14 protein-coding genes and 1 pseudogene are annotated in these 16,302 nt (G+C 72.0%); 8 read left to right on the plus strand and 7 right to left on the minus strand.

Annotated features, from left to right (window positions below):
* Positions 1 to 37 precede the first annotated feature (37 nt).
* The 3 genes from ACWDSL_RS21150 to ACWDSL_RS21160 form a co-directional block, all read right to left on the minus strand.
* Entirely contained in the window at positions 38 to 1,972 is a 1,935-nt protein-coding gene (locus tag ACWDSL_RS21150; RefSeq protein WP_450487539.1) for a glycoside hydrolase family 3 protein, read from the minus strand.
* A 211-nt stretch (positions 1,973 to 2,183) separates the two neighbouring features.
* Positions 2,184 to 2,708 carry a hypothetical protein gene (locus ACWDSL_RS21155; protein WP_450487541.1) on the minus strand — a complete coding sequence of 175 codons (525 nt, stop codon included), beginning with the start codon at positions 2,706 to 2,708 and terminating at the stop codon, positions 2,184 to 2,186.
* A 205-nt stretch (positions 2,709 to 2,913) separates the two neighbouring features.
* Entirely contained in the window at positions 2,914 to 3,897 is a 984-nt protein-coding gene (locus ACWDSL_RS21160; RefSeq protein ID WP_450487543.1) for a LysR family transcriptional regulator, read from the minus strand.
* A 113-nt stretch (positions 3,898 to 4,010) separates the two neighbouring features.
* Between ACWDSL_RS21160 and ACWDSL_RS21165 the strand changes: the two genes are divergently transcribed.
* Positions 4,011 to 4,991, plus strand: a complete 981-nt coding sequence (locus ACWDSL_RS21165; RefSeq protein ID WP_450487545.1) for an EamA family transporter — start codon at positions 4,011 to 4,013, stop codon at positions 4,989 to 4,991.
* Here the strand turns inward: ACWDSL_RS21165 and ACWDSL_RS21170 are convergent.
* Both ACWDSL_RS21170 and ACWDSL_RS21175 read right to left on the minus strand, forming a co-directional pair.
* A pseudogene (locus ACWDSL_RS21170) lies at positions 4,981 to 5,655 on the minus strand (sugar phosphate isomerase/epimerase family protein); the annotation flags it as partial. The gene ACWDSL_RS21165 and the pseudogene ACWDSL_RS21170 overlap by 11 nt on opposite strands.
* A 44-nt stretch (positions 5,656 to 5,699) precedes the next feature.
* Complete coding sequence (locus tag ACWDSL_RS21175) at positions 5,700 to 6,845, minus strand: methyltransferase (RefSeq protein ID WP_450487601.1); 1,146 nt, start codon at positions 6,843 to 6,845, stop codon at positions 5,700 to 5,702.
* Between the two features lie 198 nt (positions 6,846 to 7,043).
* Here ACWDSL_RS21175 and ACWDSL_RS21180 point away from each other — a divergent pair, with 198 nt between their 5' ends.
* Positions 7,044 to 7,754 (plus strand): lytic polysaccharide monooxygenase auxiliary activity family 9 protein, encoded by a 711-nt coding sequence (locus tag ACWDSL_RS21180; protein ID WP_398529236.1) that lies wholly within the window; start codon positions 7,044 to 7,046, stop codon positions 7,752 to 7,754.
* Here the strand turns inward: ACWDSL_RS21180 and ACWDSL_RS21185 are convergent.
* Both ACWDSL_RS21185 and ACWDSL_RS21190 read right to left on the minus strand, forming a co-directional pair.
* A complete protein-coding gene (locus ACWDSL_RS21185) occupies positions 7,735 to 8,661 on the minus strand; it encodes a bifunctional helix-turn-helix transcriptional regulator/GNAT family N-acetyltransferase (protein WP_450487548.1) in 927 nt (308 codons plus the stop codon). The genes ACWDSL_RS21180 and ACWDSL_RS21185 overlap by 20 nt on opposite strands.
* A 161-nt stretch (positions 8,662 to 8,822) precedes the next feature.
* On the minus strand, positions 8,823 to 9,890 hold the full coding sequence (locus tag ACWDSL_RS21190; RefSeq protein ID WP_450487549.1) for a LacI family DNA-binding transcriptional regulator: 1,068 nt from the start codon (positions 9,888 to 9,890) through the stop codon (positions 8,823 to 8,825).
* 301 nt (positions 9,891 to 10,191) lie between these two features.
* Between ACWDSL_RS21190 and ACWDSL_RS21195 the strand changes: the two genes are divergently transcribed.
* From ACWDSL_RS21195 to ACWDSL_RS21220, 6 genes are all read left to right on the plus strand, one after another.
* Positions 10,192 to 11,349 carry a Gfo/Idh/MocA family protein gene (locus tag ACWDSL_RS21195; RefSeq protein WP_450487551.1) on the plus strand — a complete coding sequence of 386 codons (1,158 nt, stop codon included), beginning with the start codon at positions 10,192 to 10,194 and terminating at the stop codon, positions 11,347 to 11,349.
* Between the two features lie 2 nt (positions 11,350 to 11,351).
* The gene (locus tag ACWDSL_RS21200) at positions 11,352 to 12,317 is read left to right on the plus strand and encodes a DUF6807 domain-containing protein (protein ID WP_450487553.1); all 966 of its coding nucleotides are present in this window, start codon (positions 11,352 to 11,354) and stop codon (positions 12,315 to 12,317) included.
* Positions 12,318 to 12,324: 7 nt separating this feature from the next.
* A complete protein-coding gene (locus tag ACWDSL_RS21205; RefSeq protein ID WP_450487555.1) occupies positions 12,325 to 13,074 on the plus strand; it encodes a cupin in 750 nt (249 codons plus the stop codon).
* A gap of 87 nt (positions 13,075 to 13,161) precedes the next feature.
* Positions 13,162 to 14,451: an ABC transporter substrate-binding protein gene (locus tag ACWDSL_RS21210; protein ID WP_450487557.1), complete on the plus strand. Its 1,290-nt coding sequence runs from the start codon at positions 13,162 to 13,164 to the stop codon at positions 14,449 to 14,451.
* Positions 14,448 to 15,413: a carbohydrate ABC transporter permease gene (locus ACWDSL_RS21215; protein ID WP_450487559.1), complete on the plus strand. Its 966-nt coding sequence runs from the start codon at positions 14,448 to 14,450 to the stop codon at positions 15,411 to 15,413. Before ACWDSL_RS21210 ends, ACWDSL_RS21215 begins: the two co-directional genes overlap by 4 nt.
* Positions 15,410 to 16,297 (plus strand): carbohydrate ABC transporter permease, encoded by an 888-nt coding sequence (locus ACWDSL_RS21220; RefSeq protein ID WP_450487561.1) that lies wholly within the window; start codon positions 15,410 to 15,412, stop codon positions 16,295 to 16,297. The genes ACWDSL_RS21215 and ACWDSL_RS21220 overlap by 4 nt, the downstream gene beginning before the upstream one ends.
* Positions 16,298 to 16,302 lie beyond the last annotated feature (5 nt).

Consider the following 16,302-nt stretch of genomic DNA (forward strand, 5'->3'; position numbering starts at 1 on the left):
CTGCTGTCCTGACCTTCACCCATCCGCCCGACCGGGCTCAGTACGACAGCCCGTGGCCCACCGGGTACAGCACCCGGTGCGGGGCGTCCGCGCGCCGCACCGGGACGGGCAGCCTGCCGCGCGGGTCGGTCCGGCCCGCGATGACCCGGGCGGCGGCGCGCAGTTCGACATCCGTCCAGGAGTAGGTGGCCAGGGAGGCCGCGGGGGCCTTGCCCCGGGCGCCGGTCGGCCGCGCGATGTACGCGATGTCATAGGGGTTCCGGAGCGCCACATGGACCAGCGGAACGCCCGTGGCGGCGAGCCCCGAGACGAGGGCGCGCTGCCGGGAGTCCTTGCCGACGTTGTACGTCGCCACGATCACCGCGTCCCGTCCCCGCGCCGCCGCGACCGCGGCCTTGATCCGCTCCGTCGTCGGGTCGAGCCCGGCGTCGGAGCCATTGGACCCAATGGAAATGGACAGGGCCTCGGCGGTGAAGCCGAGGGCGGTCAGGGCGCGGGCGAGGACCGCCGTCGGCGGGCCGCCCGTGCCGGAGGGCGCGGCCGGGTCCGGGCCCACGACCAGCAGCCTGCGGTGGCGGCGGGGGGACAGCGGCAGCAGGTGGCCGTCGTTGACGAGCAGCGTGGTGGTGCGCTCGGCGATCCGGTCGGCGGCGGCGCGGTGCCCACGGCTGCCGACCGTACGGGCGACCTGGCCGTCGCCGGTGTACGGATGGTCCAACAGGCCACGGCGCGCCTTGAGTTCCAGGATGCGCAGCACGGATTCCTCGATACGGGCCTCGCTGAGCTCGCCGCCCCGTACGGCCCGGTGGACGCCCGCCCAGGCGGCCGGCAGATCCGGCGGGTTCAGCAGCTGGTCCGCGCCCGCCTTCAGGGCCAGCACGGGCACCCGGTCGTCGCCGTACTTCTTCCGCACCCCGGCCATGCCGAGCGAGTCCGTCACCACCACGCCGCCGAAGCCGAGTTCGCCGCGCAGCAGACCGGTGAGGATGGGCTTGGAGAGCGTGGCGGGGCCGTCGTCGGGGTCGAGGGCGGGGAACCGCAGATGCGCCGTCATGATCACGTCCACGCCCGCCGCGATGGCGGCCCGGAACGGCGGCGCGTCCAGCCGCTCCCACTGCGCGCGGGAGTGGGTGATGAGCGGGAGGTCGAGATGGCTGTCCACGGACGTGTCGCCGTGCCCGGGGAAGTGCTTGGCGGTGGCCGCGACCCCGGCGCTCTGATAGCCCTCGATCTGGGCCGTGACCAGCCGGGCCACGGCCTTCGGATCGGCGCCGAAGGAGCGTACGCCGATGACGGGGTTGGCCGGGTCGACGTTGACGTCCGCGACGGGCGCGTAGTCCTGCCGGATGCCGAGCGCGGCGAGCTCGGCCCCGGCTATCCGGGCGGCGGAGCGGGCGTCCGCGGCGCTGCCCCCGGCGCCGAGCGCCATCGCGCCCGGGAGGAGGGTGGCGGGCGCGCCGATGCGGGCGACGATGCCGTGCTCCTGGTCGATGGACAGCAGCGCGGGGACGGGGGTGCGGCCCGCGAGCGCGGCCTTCTGGATGCCGTTGGAGAGGGCGGCGAGCTGGTGGGGGTCGCGGATGTTGTGCGCCCACCCCGCGTACATGACGCCGCCGGCGTGATACTTCGCGATCAGCTCGGCGGCGGTGGCGACACCGGTCTCCCTGCGGTTCTGCGCGGCGTCGGCGGGGGTGGGGGAGGTGGCCGAATGGCCGTAGACCCGCACCACGAAGAGCTGGCCTATCTTCTCGTCGAGCGTCATCCGGCCCAGCAGCGCCTCGGCCCGCTTGCGGTCCCGGTCCCGGTCCCGGCGTTCGGCGCCACCGCCGGCTTGGCCGGCGGCGCGGTGGGTCGGCGAGGACTCCCGGGTGGCGGAGGTCCGCTGTGGGGAACAGGCGGCGGCCGCGGCCGCGAGGGCGGCGGTCAGCAGGGTGCGGCGGGAGGCCGCCTTGGGGAATGCCGGGTCGTGCACCCGCACTCCTTCCGTCGGTTCGAGGAGGGGGTGGCTGTGGTCCGCATGGCACGAACATCCGGAAAATATGGGGGAAGTGAGGCTGCGTCAATCTGAGTAGAACGAAGTCGCCAAGGGGAACAGCCTCGGTACTGTCTCGTTCAATCGGCATATGACACCGATCGCGCGATGCCCGAACGATGTCCGGGAGTGACTGGGTGACGCGCGACGGTCAGTCGGCGAAGCGCGGCTGCACCGGCAGCCGGTTCCTCGGCACCTCGAAGACGGCGATCACATGGAAGGGCGCGTAACACTCCGGCGGCGGCTCGGGATGCGGGCCCGGGATGGGCTTCAGGGTGTCACCGGCGCGGTGGAGGGTCGCCGACGGCCACTGGGCGCAGCCCGTGGTCGCGGACCAGCCGACCAGGGTGGTGCGGCTGAAGTCGGTGGCCCCGGCCCGATCGATGATCTCCTGCTCCCGCCCCCGGAACAGCCGGGCGAAGGCCTTCAGCTCGTCCGGCCCGCGCAGCACCGCCCGCACCTGCCGGACCGAGCCGGGCGCGCTCGTGAAGTAGGCGAGCCCGGAGTCGACGCGGCCCTGGCGGTACGGCGTACCGGGCGGGGAGCTCGGGGTGCCGCCGTCAGCGCGGTGGTTGGGGGGCGCACTGACGGCGGCGTGCTGCTGGCCGCAGGCGGCGGAGAGGGTGGTCAGCGACGCAGCCAGCAGCGCGGCCGATACCGCTCTGCGGAGACTCACCAGCAGCACACGGCTTGGACGGCCCGCGCCGCGGACCGGTTCCGCGGGCGAACCGAGCGAGGCTGCAGCCGTGGCCGGACACAGAGGGTGCGGGGCGGGACGCATACGGCCATGGTGGCAGCGGTCGCCGCGGCTCCGGGGCGGGCACGCCGTGGGGTGCGCCGAGTGGGTGCGTCGCCGGTGCACCGGATGGGTGGTGCGCAGATCAGCCAGGAATCGCCGCCCCACGGGGCCGGGACCGCCCTGCGCCGCCACGCCCGGCCGGGCCGACGCCGCCTGGTCGAGCGACCGCGCGCTGCGGCCAGTGGGCGCGCAGCAGCCGTACGGTCTCCGTGATCGCCGGGCGGCGGGCCGCGCCCGTGCGCCACAGGGCGTACAGACGGCGTACCGGCACCGGTTCGAGGGGGAGGGCCAGCACGCCGTCGGGCAGCGGGCCGCGGCCCAGACGGGGCATCAGGGCGATGCCGAGGCCCGCCGCGACCAGGGCGATCTGGGTGTGGTTCTCCGCCGCCTGATACGCCAGGTCCGGCTCGTGGCCCGAGGCGCGCAGGGTCCGGATCAGCCAGTCGTGGCACACCGTCCCCGGCGGCTGGCAGATCCACCGCTGCCCCGGCAGGTCCTCACGGCGCAGCGGACCGCGCCCGGCCAGCGGATGCCCGGCCGGTACGAGGACGTCGCACAGGTCGTCGCCGATGACCGCCCGCTCCAGGCCCTCGGGGGCGGGCAGCGGCGCGATGTCCCAGTCGTGCGCGACCGCGAGGTCGACGACCCCTTGCGCCGCCAGGTCGACGGAAAGATGCGGGTCGACCTCGACGAGCCGGGTGTCCAGGGACTCGTGCCGCGCGGCGAGTTCGGCCAGCACCGAGGGCAGCAGCCCGCGCGCCGCCGTGGCGAAGGCGCCGATCATCAGCCGCCCGCTGGGCAGCCCGCGCCGCTCCTCCAGGGTGGTCTCGGCCCGCTCCACGATCGCCAGCAACTGCTGGGCGGTGGCGGCCAGGTGCCGGGCCTCGTCGGTCAGCGCGATACCGCGGCCCTGGCGCTCCAGCAACGTGGTACGGGTCTCCCGCTCCAGCTTGGCGATCTGCTGGGAGACGGCGGACGGGGTGTAGCCGAGCGCGGTGGCCGCCGCGCTGACCGAGCCGTGTACGGAGACCGCGTGCAGCGCCCGCAGCCGGGCCAGATCCAACATGACGCACTCCCTCTCCGCAGCCCTTCTCTCCAGCGGGCTTTCAGCAATGCTGAATCCAACCATGAAGGAATCCGCGCTGGTGCTACAAGGTCGGCAGCGGTGATCCTCGACCCATGCGACCAGCACACATTCTCTTGGCCGTCCTCGTCACCGCCGTATGGGGCGTCAACTTCGTCGTCATCGACATCGGGTTCGACCACTTCCCGCCGCTGCTGTTCTGCGCGCTGCGCTTCCTCGTCGCGGCGGTGCCCGCCGTCTTCCTGGTGGGCCGGCCGAAGGTCGCGTGGAAGTGGGTCCTCGGCGTCGGTCTCGCGCTGGGCGTGGCGAAGTTCGGGCTGCTGTTCATCGGGATGCACGAGGGGATGCCCGCCGGTCTCTCCTCGCTGGTGCTGCAGGTCCAGGCGGTGTTCACGGCGCTGTTCGCGGCCGTGGTGCTCGGCGAGCGGCCGAACCGGACCCGGCTGGCGGGCATGGCCGTGGCGCTCGCCGGAATCGCGGTGGCCGCCGTCGACGAGGGCACGTCCGGGCCGCTGCTCGCCTTTGTGCTGGTGATCGCCGCCGCCGTGTTCTGGGGGGTGTCGAACGTCCTGACCCGCAAGGCCGCGCCGCCGGAACCGCTCAGCTTCATGGTCTGGGTGAGCATGGTGCCCGTGCTGCCGCTGCTCGGGCTTTCGCTGATGTTCGAGGGCGCGGACCCCGACCTGAAGGCGCTGCGCTCGCTCGACTGGACCGGGGTGGGCGTGATCGTCTACGTCGCCTGGATCGTGACCCTCGCCGGCTTCGGCGCCTGGAACTTCCTGCTGCGGACCTATGACGCCTCGGTGGTCGCGCCCTTCACCCTGCTGGTGCCGGTCTTCGGCATGTCCTCGGCCGCGCTCGTACTGGGCGAGGGCATCAGCCCGCTGCGCTGGCTGGCGGCCGCGCTGCTGGTCGGCGGCGTGGCCCTGACCTCGCTGTCGCTCAGGCCGCCTCGGCGAGCAGCCGCAGCAGATGGTCCCGGGCCGCGGGAAGCAGCCCCGGAAGCTCCGCCGCTTGCGGGTACCAGCGCTTCTCGTACTCCCAGCACAGCCAGCCGTCCCAGCCCGCGCGGCTGAGCAGCTCCACGCACTCGGCCAGCGGCAGCACACCCGCGCCCAGCGGCAGCGGAGTGGTGTCGTCGGCCGAGGCGATGTCCTTGACCTGCACATAGCCCAGGTACGGGGCGAGCGCCGCATGGGTCGCGGACGGATCCTCGCCGCCCAGCCAGGGGTGCATCACATCCCAGATAGCGCCCACGTCCGGCCGCCCGACCCGGCCGAGGACGCGGGCCACATCGGCCCCGGTTCGGTGCGAGTCATGTGTCTCGAGCAGCAGTTGTACGCCCAGGTCGGCGGCGTACGGCGCGGCGGCCGTCAGCCGCCGGGCGGCGTTCGCGTCGGCCTCGGCGGCGTCGAGGTCACCGCCGCCGGGGAAGACCCGGACATGGGCCGCGCCCAGGTCATGGGCGAGCCGCAGCAGCTCCCGCAGCTCCTCCAGCGCCGGTTCGTCCGGCCCCGCCGCGGCGGACCGTACATACCCCGCGACCGTCAGCACCGCCACCCCGGCGGCCTTGAACTCCGCCACCGCCCGCGCCCGCTCGGCGGCCCCGATCCCCGGGTGCACCGGCTCCTCGGGGTGTGCCCGCAGCTCGACGCCGTGGTAGCCGGTGTCGGCGGCGAGCCGCACCACGTCCTTGATCGGCAGGCCGGGGACGCCGAGGGTCGAGAAGGCGAGCTGCATACGGGCTCCGGTTCTTCGAATGGATCAGGTCTCCACTGTGCCACCTACCCGGCGGCGAGGCGCCACAGCGAGGTCACCTCCGCCGCGCGGGCCTCGTGCAGCGGATCGTCCGGATCGGTGGCGCGGCGGTGGCCGGGACGGGTGTCCAGTCGGCCCACGACCTTCAGGCCCGCCGCTTCGAACGCGGCCTGTAGCTCGTCGCGCGGGCGCAGCCCCAGGTGTTCGGCGAGGTCGGAGAGGATCAGCCAGCCCTCGCCGCCCGGGGCGAGATGGCCGGCCAGGCCGTCGAGGAAGCCGTGCAGCATCCGGCCGTCCGGGTCGTACACCGCGTACTCGACCGGCGAGGTGGGGCGGGCGGGCACCCAGGGCGGATTGCAGACGACAAGCGGTGCCCGGCCGCCCGGGAAGAGATCTTCTCTCACAACGTCCACCCGCCCGGCCAGACCAAGCCGTGCGATGTTCTCGCCCGCGCACGCCAGCGCGCGCGGGTCCTGGTCCGTGGCCACGACGCGTCCCACACCCCGGCGGGCGAGCACGGCGGCCAGGACGCCGGTCCCCGTGCCGATGTCGTACGCCAGGGATGCGTCGGCGGGCAGCGGCGCCTCGGCCACCAGGTCCACGTACTCCCCGCGCACCGGCGAGAAGACACCGTAGTGCGGATGGATCCGGTCGCCGCCCAGGGCCGGCACCGCGACGCCCTTCGTACGCCACTCATGCGCGCCGATCAGGCCCAGCAGCTCCCTCAGGGAGGTCACCGAGGGCCCTCCGGCCGGTCCGTACGCCTCCGCGCACGCCTGCCGTACGTCGGGCGCGCGGCGCAGCGGCACGCCGTAGTCGCCGTCCAGCGGGACGAGCAGCATGCCCAGCACCCGGGCTCGCCGGGACTGGGCCTGCCGGTGCTGGTGGAAGGCCTCGGCGGGGGAGGCCGCGGGGGCGCGCCGCCGGCGCGGGCGGCGCGGGCCGCGGTCGGCGCGGCGGGCCATGGCGCTCAGCAGTTGGCGGGCGCCCTGGTAGTCGCCGCACCACAGCAGCGCGGTGCCCTCGCAGGCCAGGCGGTAGGCGGTGTCGGCCGTCATACGGTCGTCGGCGGTCGCCACCCGGCGGGGCGGGGGCGCCCCGTTCTCGGAGCGCCATCGGGCGTCGCGGGCCCGCCCGGCTTCGGTCCATTCGATGACCTGATGCGTACTCAGCGGGTGTACCTCATGCTCTGATCCAGTTCCAACTACTCACTCCTTATCCCGCGAAGTCTCCTCGACGCGAGCGATTTTCGGCCGGATGACGCCCCTCAGCTCCCTGGCCGCTCACGGGGCCCGGTCCTACGATGGGAGCGCTCCCGTACATCGTGCACACCCCGTATCAGAGGAGAACAAGGGACATCTGGAGCCACCATGATTTGTCATGAGCACAACCGGAGACGGTGGGTGGCGCGGGCGTCGGCCGCCGCGTCCGCCGCCGTCCTGATGATCGCGATCCCGCTGGCGGACACCGCCGCCGCCCACGGCTCGGCCATCGGCCCGGCCTCGCGCAACTACGGCTGCTGGAAGCGCTGGGGCGGCGACTTCCAGAACCCGGAGATGAAGACCAAGGACCCCATGTGCTGGCAGGCCTGGCAGGCCGATGTCAACGCCATGTGGAACTGGAACGGCCTCTACCGGGAAGGCGTCGCGGGCAACCACCAGGCCGCCCTCCCCGACGGCCAGCTCTGCAGCGGCGGGCACACCTCCTCGGGCCGCTACAACGCGATGGACGTGCCCGGCAAGTGGGAGGCCACGGCCGTCAGCAACAGCTTCACCTTCAAGAACCACGACCAGGCCAAGCACGGCGCCGACTACTACCGCATCTACGTCACCAAGCAGGGGTACGACGCCACCACCCAGCCGCTGCGCTGGAGCGATCTCGAACTGGTCGCCCAGACGGGCAAGATCGCTCCCGGAGTCGGCGAGCCCTCCACCGACCCCTCGCTCAACGGGGTCACCGTCTCGATCCCGGTCAACGCCCCAGGGCGCACCGGCCGCCATGTCGTCTTCATGATCTGGCAGGCCAGCCACCTGGACCAGTCGTTCTACTCGTGCAGCGACGTCATCTTCCCCGGAGGGTGAGCCGCCAGTCCTGGCCGACGAGATCGGCCCCGTAACTCTGGTGCCGCCGCTCGGCGATCAGCTCGAACCCCGCCCGCTGGTAGATCCGGCGGGCGGCGGTCAGGACGTCGTTGGTCCACAGCACCAGTTCGCGGTAGCCCGCCTTGCGGGCGAATTTCACGCACGCCCCCACCAGCCGGTCACCGATCCCGAACCCCCGGGCGTCCGGCTCGACGAGCAGCAGCCGCAATCGCGCCGTTTCGGGCGCCTCGTCCCGTACGCACAGCACCGATCCGACCGGACGCCCGCCGAGCTCGGCGATCCAAGCGCGCTCGTGCGCCGGATCCGTGCCGAACTCACCCACGATCCGCGCCACGTGAGCCTCGAACTCGGCATTCCAGCCGAACTCCTTGGCGTACAGCGCGCCGTGCCGCTGCACGATCCAGCCGAGATCGCCGGGGCCCGGACCGCGCAGCCGCACCCGCTCCGGCTCGCCGGAGAACACACCGCGCGCGGTCGCCAGTGCCTCGCGCAGCCGACGCAGCTGCGGCTGATCCAGCCGGGCCAGCAGCCGCGCGACCGACTCCCGTGACTTGCGGTCCAGTTCGGCCGCGGCGGCCCGGCCCTCGGCGGTGAGCGAGACCTGCTGGTGGCGGGCGTCGCGGACGTTGCGCTCGCGGGTGATCAGGCCCTGCTCCTCGAAGCGGCCGAGCGTCCGGCTCATATGGGCGGCGGTCAGCCCCAGGTCACCACGGAGCGCCGACACATGGGCGCGCTCGCGCTGGGCGAGCTCGTACAGGATGCGGGCCTCGCTGAGGGTGTACGGGGTGTGCAGCCGGCCCGGATAGTCGAGGACGCCGATGACTCGGGTGTACAACCGGTTGAAGGCGCGCACCTCGTCGATGGCGGTGTCGAGGTCGTCGGACATGGGTCCCCCAAAAAAGTCGCTTGACCCAATACTTGCTCCAGATCAAGCACTTCTAAAACACCACCGGTGTCCCGGGGCTCTCGACCGGCTGTTCCCAGCCACCGCCCGCCGCCCGGCAACGCGCCGAGGTCAGGCCGGCTTCGGACGGGCCTACCCGGCGCCTACTTGGCAGCTCGCGGCGGAGCCGTGGACGCCCGAGCCATCAGCTCGGAGCGCACCATCGCCACCCCACCCGGCGGCTGCGGCTCGCGGCCCAGCGCCAGGCGCCCGGCGCGGGCACCCGCTTCGTGGAGGGGCAGCCGGACCGTGGTGAGGGCCGGGACCGCGTCCGCGCTGAAGGGCAGGTCGTCGAAGCCGGCCACCGACACGTCGTCGGGGATCCGCAGCCCCTGGTCGCGCAGCGCCGCGCAGACGCCGAGCGCGATGGTGTCGTTGGCGGCCACGATGGCAGTCAACGCCTCGTCGCGGCGGAGCAGTTCGAGCGTGGCGTCATAGCCGGAGGAGCGGTCGTACAGCCCGTGGACGGTCAACCGGTCCACCCCCTCGCTCAGGCTGCCGAGGCCCGCCGCCGACATGGCCGCGCGATGCCCCTCGAGCCGGTCGCGGGTCGTGGTGCGCTCGGCGGGGCCTGCCACATAGCCGATCCGGCGGTGGCCGAGGGTCAGCAGATGCTCGGTGAGCCGCCGGGCGCCGCCGCGGTTGTCGAAGGTGAGGGTGACCGCGTCCTCGATCGGGGGGCGGCCGCACAGCACCACGCGGGTGCCGGAGGAGGCAAGGCGGGACGCCTTGGCGGCGACCGCGGCCATGTGGTCGGGGTGCTCGACGGCGCCACCGGTGAGCACGACGGCGGCGGCGCGCTGCCGCTGGAGGAGGGTCAGGTAGTTGAGTTCGCGCTCCGGGGAGCCGCCGGTATTGCAGATCACGGCGAGCTTTTCACCGTGGCGGCCGGACTCCGCGCCCATGGCCGACCCCATCTCGGACTGCACGGCACCGGCGATGATCCCGAAGAAGGGGTCCGCGATGTCGTTGACGAGCACGCCCACCAGATCCGAGGTGGCGGCGGCAAGCGCACTCGCCGGGCCGTTGACCACGTACTCGAGCTCGTCCACCGCGCGCAGCACCCGGGCCCGGGTCGACTCGGCGACCGGGTAGTTGCCGCTCAGGACGCGGGACACGGTGGCCGCCGAGACCCGCGCCCGTGCGGCCACATCGGCCAGGGTCACTGCCATGATTCCTCCGTTGGATGGTCACCTGGTGGTGCGCCGCGTGCGCCCCGGGACGCGGCGGCTTCGCGCACGCCCATGCTCTCACTGGTCAGGGTGGGTGCCGGAGAGGGATGTCCGGGCGCATCGCCCATGGAGAGGCACCACCCGCGCACCCGCTCCGCCCTTCCCGTTCCCCTCCCGTTCCCCTCCCCTTCGAAAGTTTCAACAGGGGCCCGATTGTGCTCGCCAAGGTCTTGTCCGGTCATCCGGACCATGTCTAGGGTCCTCCCCAGCAAGCGCTTTCCCTCGGCGAGGAGCCCTGTTCATGGCCGCAGCCACCACCCGTATCCGTGCCGCAGTCGTCGGCACCGGAGGCATTGTCTCCGGCAGCCATCTGCCCGCGCTCCGCGCGCAGGCCGACCGCGTCGACCTCGTCGCGGGGGTGGACGTGGACGAGAGCCGCCTGGAGGCATTCCGCGCCCAGGCCGCCGAGCCCGGTGAGACGGGCCCCGGATTCACCGTGACCGGCTACACCGACCTGGCCGCCATGCTGGAGGCCGAGCGCCCCGACCTGGTTCTCATCGGCACCCCGCCCTCCCTCCACCGCGAGCAGACCGTGGCGGCCCTGCGCGCCGGGGCCTGGGTGCTGTGCGAGAAGCCGCTGTGCCTCACCCTCGCCGAGTACGACGAGATCGCGGCGGCCGAGGCGGCAGATAAGGCCGACGGCGGCCCGTACGCGTCCGTGGTCTTCCAGCACCGTTACGGCTCGGGCGCCGTCCACGCCCGCGAGCTGCTGACCAGCGGCGAGCTTGGCAAACCGCTGGTCGCCCACTGTCAGACCACCTGGTACCGCAACACCGAGTACTACGCGGTGCCCTGGCGCGGCCGCTGGGACAGCGAGGGCGGCGGCCCCTCGATGGGCCACGGCATCCACCAGATGGACCTGCTGCTCTACCTCCTCGGCGACTGGACCGAGATACGGGCCATGGCCGGGCGGCTGGTCCACGACGTGGAGAGCGAGGACGTCTCCACCGCGCTGGTCCGCTTCGCGAACGGCGCCGTGGCCACCGTCGTCAACAGCGTGGTGTCGCCGGACGAGGTCAGCCGGATCCGTATCGACTGCGCCGACGCCACCGTCGAACTCACCCACCTGTACGGGCACAGCAACGACGACTGGGTCTACACCCCCGCCCCGCACACCCGCGACGCCGCCGACCGCATCGCCCACTGGCGCACCCCGGCCGCCGATCTGCCCAGCTCGCACACCGCCCAGCTGGCCGTGGTGCTCGACGCGATGCGGGACGGGGTACGGCCCCCGGGCAGCGGCCCGGACGCCCGCCGCACCATGGAGTTCCTGGCCGCGCTCTACAAGTCGGCCTTCACCGGGCGGCCCGTTCACGCCGGCGAGATCGCCCCCGGCGACCCGTACTACGACGCCATGCACGGCAACCACCCCGACTGGGCACCCGCCAAGGAGAACTGAGCATGACCGAGCCGATCACCGTCACGCATACCCACGGCGAGAGCGTCACGGTCGCCTCCGGGGGCGTCGAGCTGCTGGCCTACGTCTACAAGCCGGACGCCGACCCGTTCGAATCGCTGAAGCCCTACACCCACCCGCTGCGCACCCTGGCCGGCAATGTGGTCTCCGGCTACCGGCCCAACGACCACCGCTGGCACAAGGGCCTGCAGATGACCGCGAGCCATCTGTCCGAGCAGAACTTCTGGGGCGGCAACAGCTACCTCGGCCCCGAGCAGGGCTACCAGCGGGTCGATGAACGCGTCGGCTCGATGCGCCATGACGGCTTCGAGGAGTTCACCGTCACCGACGACCGGCTGCGCTTCGCCGAGAAGCTCACCTGGGTCGCCCATCCTTCTGAACAACACAGCGGTGGCCAGGAGTGGGCGAAGGAGCTGCGCACCGTCGAGGTCCACTCCGTGGAGCCCGCCGAGGGCACCTGGGCCATCGACTGGTCGATCCGGCTCACCAACGTCCGCGGTGAGGAGCTGCGCTTCGGCTCCCCGACCACCGCGGGCCGTGAGATGGCCGGCTACACCGGGCTGAACTGGCGCGGCCCCCGCGACTTCACCGGCGGCGATGTGTTCGGCCCCGGCGGGCGCGGCGGCGAGGGCGAGCAGGGCGCGTCCGATCTGATGGGCACCCCGGCCGCCGAGGCGCCCTGGATCGCCATCACCGCCGAGCACGACGATGTGGACGGCCACTCCACACTGCTCTTCTCCCACGCGCCGGAGAACACCGAAGCCGTGCACGCCTCCCACTGGTTCGTACGCTCCGAGCCCATCCCCTCGGTCGCCTTCTCCTGGGCGTTCTTCGAGGAGTTCGCGCTGCCCCCGGGCGAGAGCTTCGCGTACCGCTACCGCGTGGTGATCGCGGACGGTGCCTGGGACCGGGACCGTGCCGAGACCTACCTCAAGTCCCACGGGTGGTGAGCGGAAGATGAGCGGGATCACCGATCCGCTGCCGGGCGGGGTGGGTCTTTCCCACATCAGCGCGTACGAATGGGAGGCCGCCGACGGGGTGTGCGGCGGCAGCCCGCACCTCCATCTGGCGTGCACCGAGGCGTATGTGGTCACCGGCGGGCGCGGCGCCGTCCAGACCCTGACCGTCGAGGACGGTTACGTCGAGACGCCGCTGGAGCCGGGCGCGGTGGTGTGGTTCTCGCCCGGCACGGTGCACCGCATGGTGCAGGGCGGCGGGCTGAAGGTGACCGTGCTGATGCAGAACAGCGGGCTGCCCGAGGCGGGCGACGCCGTGTTCACCTTCCCTTCCGAGGTCCTGGCCGACGCCGAGGCGTACACCGCGGCCGCCACGCTGCCCGCCAAGGAGGGGCCCGAGGCCGACGCCGCGGCCCGGCGCCGCCGCGATCTGGCGGTCACCGGCTATCTGGAGCTGCGCGAGGCCCTGGAGAAGGGCGACGACGGTCCGCTGCGCGCCTTCCACCAGGCCGCGGTGCGGCTGGTCGGGCCCAAGGTGGCGGCCTGGGAGCCCCGTTGGCGCGACGGCGCGCTCGCCGCCGCGCAGCGCACCGGCGACCAGCTGGCCGCTCTCGCGGCGGGCGACCCGGCGCATCTGGCCCGCGCTCGCGTCCGCGCGTCCGGGCCCACCCGGCAGGGCGGCTACGGCATGTGCGGCCGCCGAGACGAGTACGAACTCCCCGGCGTCACGCTGCCGTACTACGGCGAGTGATCCGACCCCTGCCCCCACCACGGCGAACAGCCCCATAATCGCTGGCCACCACATTTCGGAAAGATCAGAAGGGAGGCTGGCCACAGCATGCTTCGAATCAGGACAAAGGTGTCCTGCGCCCTGGCCCTCACCTTCACCCTCTGCGCGACCCTCACCGGTTGCGGCGGAGGTGAAGGCGGCGGCTCGGGCGGCAAGGTCACCCTGCGTTTCACCTGGTGGGGCAACCCGGACCGGGCGGCCCGCACGGAAGAGGCCGTCAAACTCTTCGAGAAGAAGAACCCCAGGATCGACATCGTCACCTCGTTCGCGGGCTTCGACGCGTACAAGCAGAAGCTCGCCACGCAGGCGGCGGGCGGCGACGCCCCCGATGTGATGCAGCTCGACTACCGGATGATCAACCAGTACGCGGACGGCGGGGTGCTGCTCGACCTGGGCCCCCACAACGAGCTGCGCACCTCCGAGATGGACAAGGGGCTGCTGGCCACCGGCGTCGTCAACGACAAGCAGTATGCGATCCCGGTGGCGCGCGGCTCGGAGACCGTGGTGTACGACTCGGTCCTGTGGCGCAAGGCGGGGGTGCCCGAGCCCAAGGTCGGCTGGACCTGGGACGACTGGGCGGACGCCATGCTCAAGCTGTCCCGATCCAAGGCGACCGGAGGCCGGGTGGGCAGCATCGACCCGGGCCAGAGTGAGGACGTCTTCGAGATCTGGCTGCGCGGCCAGGGCAAGGTCCTCTACACCGACGACTACAAGCTCGGCTTCACGGCGGACGACCTGGCGCGCTTCTGGGAGTGGTGCACCAAGCTCCGCAAGCAGGGCGCGGTGAGCCCCGCCGAGCAGACCACCCAGATCGACGGCTCGGTGGAGAACACCCCGTTCGGCCGGCTCAAGGCCGTCTCGGACTTCAACTGGGACGCCCCCTCCAGCGGCTACGTGCCGATCGCCGGGGAGGGCGTGAAGCTCGCGCCGATGCCGGTGGGCGAGGACGGCACGCCCGGCCAGTACTTCAAGCCGTCGATGTTCTTCGGGGCGTCGTCGAAGACCGGCCACCCCAAGGAGGCGGCCCAGTTCGTCGACTTCCTGCTGAACGACGCCGAGGCGGGCGCCATCCTCGGCAACTCCCGCGGCATTCCGGCCAACGACACCATCCGCAAGGTCGTGGCGCCCAAGCTGGAGGGCTTCGACCTGGTGGTCTCCGCCTACCAGAAGCAGTTCGAGGGCAAGCTCAAGGATCCGCCGCCCGCGCCGCCCAAGGGCGACGCGTCCCTGCAGACCACCTTCACACGCGACTACGACCAGGTGTCGTTCGAGCGGATGTCGCCGCGTGAGGCGGCCGAGAACTACATCACCGAGGCGAAGGCGGAGCTGAGGCAATGACCGCGACCGCAACGCGCCCCCAGCCGGCCGCGGCAGGCGCCGGCCGGGCCGGCAAGCGCCCCCCGAAGCGCGAACGCCAGGGCGCCGCCTGGGTGTTCCTGTCCCCGTGGGTGCTCGGCGCCAGTGTGCTGACGCTGCTGCCCATGGCGGTGTCGCTGTATCTGTCGTTCACCAACTACGACATGTTCAACGATCCCAGCTGGGTCGGCTTCCGCAACTACGTCCAGATGTTCACCGAGGACCCCCGCTACTGGCGGTCGGTCACCTCGACCCTCACCTATGTCGTGATCGCGGTGCCGCTGCAGCTCGCGCTGGCCCTCGCGGTCGCGCTGGCGCTGAAGTCCGTCAAGCGCGGCAAGGGCTTCTACCGCTCCGCCTTCTACGCCCCCTCGCTGCTCGGCGCGTCCATGAGCATCGCCCTGGTCTGGCGGGCGATCTTCAACGACGGCGGCACCGTGGACAACCTGCTGTCCTGGTTCGGCCTGGACATCGGCGGCTGGATCAACAAGCCGGGCTGGGCGTTGCTGGCGGTCGCGCTGCTGACCGTCTGGCAATTCGGCGCCCCCATGGTGATCTTCCTGGCCGGGCTGCAGCAGATACCCGGCGAGCTGTACGAGGCGGCGGCCATGGACGGGGCCGGATGGTGGCGGCAGTTCCGCTCCATCACGCTCCCGATGCTTTCCCCGGTGCTCTTCTTCAACCTGGTGCTGCAGACCATCCAGGCGTTCCAGGTCTTCACCCCGGCCTTCGCGGTCAGCGGCGGCAAGGGCGGACCCGCGGACTCCACGCTCTTCTACACGCTCTACCTCTACGACCGCGGCTTCACCGCCTCCCACATGGGCTACGCCTCGGCCATGGCCTGGGTGCTGCTGGTGGCCATCGGCATTATCACCGCGGTGCTCTTCCGCACCTCCCGCTCCTGGGTCTTCTACGCCAACGACGACAACGAGGGGGCCCGATGACCACCGTGGACACCACCCACCCGGTGGCGACGGGCGCCACGGCCCGCCGCCGCCCGCGCCCCGCCCGGATCGCCCAGCACGCCGTCCTGATCGCCGTGCTGCTGGTGATGCTCTACCCACTGGCCTGGCTGGTCGCGACCTCCTTCAAACCGGCCAACGAGGTGATCGCCAGCCTCAAGCTGCTCCCCAGCCATCTGGAGTGGAGCAACTACTCCACCGCGCTGGACGGTGTGAACGAGGTCAGCGTCGGCCGGCTGCTGTGGAACTCGCTGCTCATCGCGGGCGGCGCGGTGCTCGGCAACGTCATCAGCTGCTCGCTCGCCGCGTACGCCTTCGCGCGGCTGCGGTTCAAGATGCGCGGCCCGCTGTTCGCCTTCATGATCGCGACGATCATGCTGCCGCACCACGCGGTGCTGATCCCGCAGTACATCGTCTTCAACCAGCTCGGCATGGTGAACACCTACTGGCCGATGATCCTGCCGAAGTTCCTGGCCACCGACGCCTTCTTCGTCTTCCTCATCGTGCAGTTCATGCGCTCGCTGCCGCGTGAGCTGGACGAGGCGGCGCGGATCGACGGCTGCGGGCCGTTCCGCTCGTTCTTCAGCGTCATCCTGCCGCTGACCAGGCCCGCCCTGATCACCACCGCGATCTTCACCTTCATCTGGACCTGGAACGACTTCTTCACCCAGCTCATCTACCTCTTCGAGCCGGAGAAGTTCACCCTCACCCTGGCCCTGCGGTCCTTCGTGGACGCCTCCAGCCAGTCGGCCTTCGGCCCGATGTTCGCCATGTCGGTCTTCGCGCTGCTGCCGATCGTGCTGTTCTTCCTCGCCTTCCAGCGCTTCCTGGTGGAGGGCATGGCCAACTCCGGACTGAAGGGCTGACGCGC

The organism is Streptomyces sp. NPDC000941 (assembly GCF_053599555.1).

What these genes read in the sequence shown, in the direction of transcription:
- ACWDSL_RS21215 (WP_450487559.1), top strand. Translation starts at nt 14,448, where the DNA reads ATGACCGCGACCGCAACGCGCCCCCAGCCGGCCGCGGCAGGCGCCGGC.
- ACWDSL_RS21210 (WP_450487557.1), top strand. Translation starts at nt 13,162, where the DNA reads ATGCTTCGAATCAGGACAAAGGTGTCCTGCGCCCTGGCCCTCACCTTC.
- ACWDSL_RS21200 (WP_450487553.1), top strand. Translation starts at nt 11,352, where the DNA reads ATGACCGAGCCGATCACCGTCACGCATACCCACGGCGAGAGCGTCACG.
- ACWDSL_RS21205 (WP_450487555.1), top strand. Translation starts at nt 12,325, where the DNA reads ATGAGCGGGATCACCGATCCGCTGCCGGGCGGGGTGGGTCTTTCCCAC.
- ACWDSL_RS21180 (WP_398529236.1), top strand. Translation starts at nt 7,044, where the DNA reads ATGATTTGTCATGAGCACAACCGGAGACGGTGGGTGGCGCGGGCGTCG.
- ACWDSL_RS21185 (WP_450487548.1), bottom strand. Translation starts at nt 8,661, where the DNA reads ATGTCCGACGACCTCGACACCGCCATCGACGAGGTGCGCGCCTTCAAC.
- ACWDSL_RS21190 (WP_450487549.1), bottom strand. Translation starts at nt 9,890, where the DNA reads ATGGCAGTGACCCTGGCCGATGTGGCCGCACGGGCGCGGGTCTCGGCG.
- ACWDSL_RS21195 (WP_450487551.1), top strand. Translation starts at nt 10,192, where the DNA reads ATGGCCGCAGCCACCACCCGTATCCGTGCCGCAGTCGTCGGCACCGGA.
- ACWDSL_RS21220 (WP_450487561.1), top strand. Translation starts at nt 15,410, where the DNA reads ATGACCACCGTGGACACCACCCACCCGGTGGCGACGGGCGCCACGGCC.
- ACWDSL_RS21160 (WP_450487543.1), bottom strand. Translation starts at nt 3,897, where the DNA reads ATGTTGGATCTGGCCCGGCTGCGGGCGCTGCACGCGGTCTCCGTACAC.
- ACWDSL_RS21165 (WP_450487545.1), top strand. Translation starts at nt 4,011, where the DNA reads ATGCGACCAGCACACATTCTCTTGGCCGTCCTCGTCACCGCCGTATGG.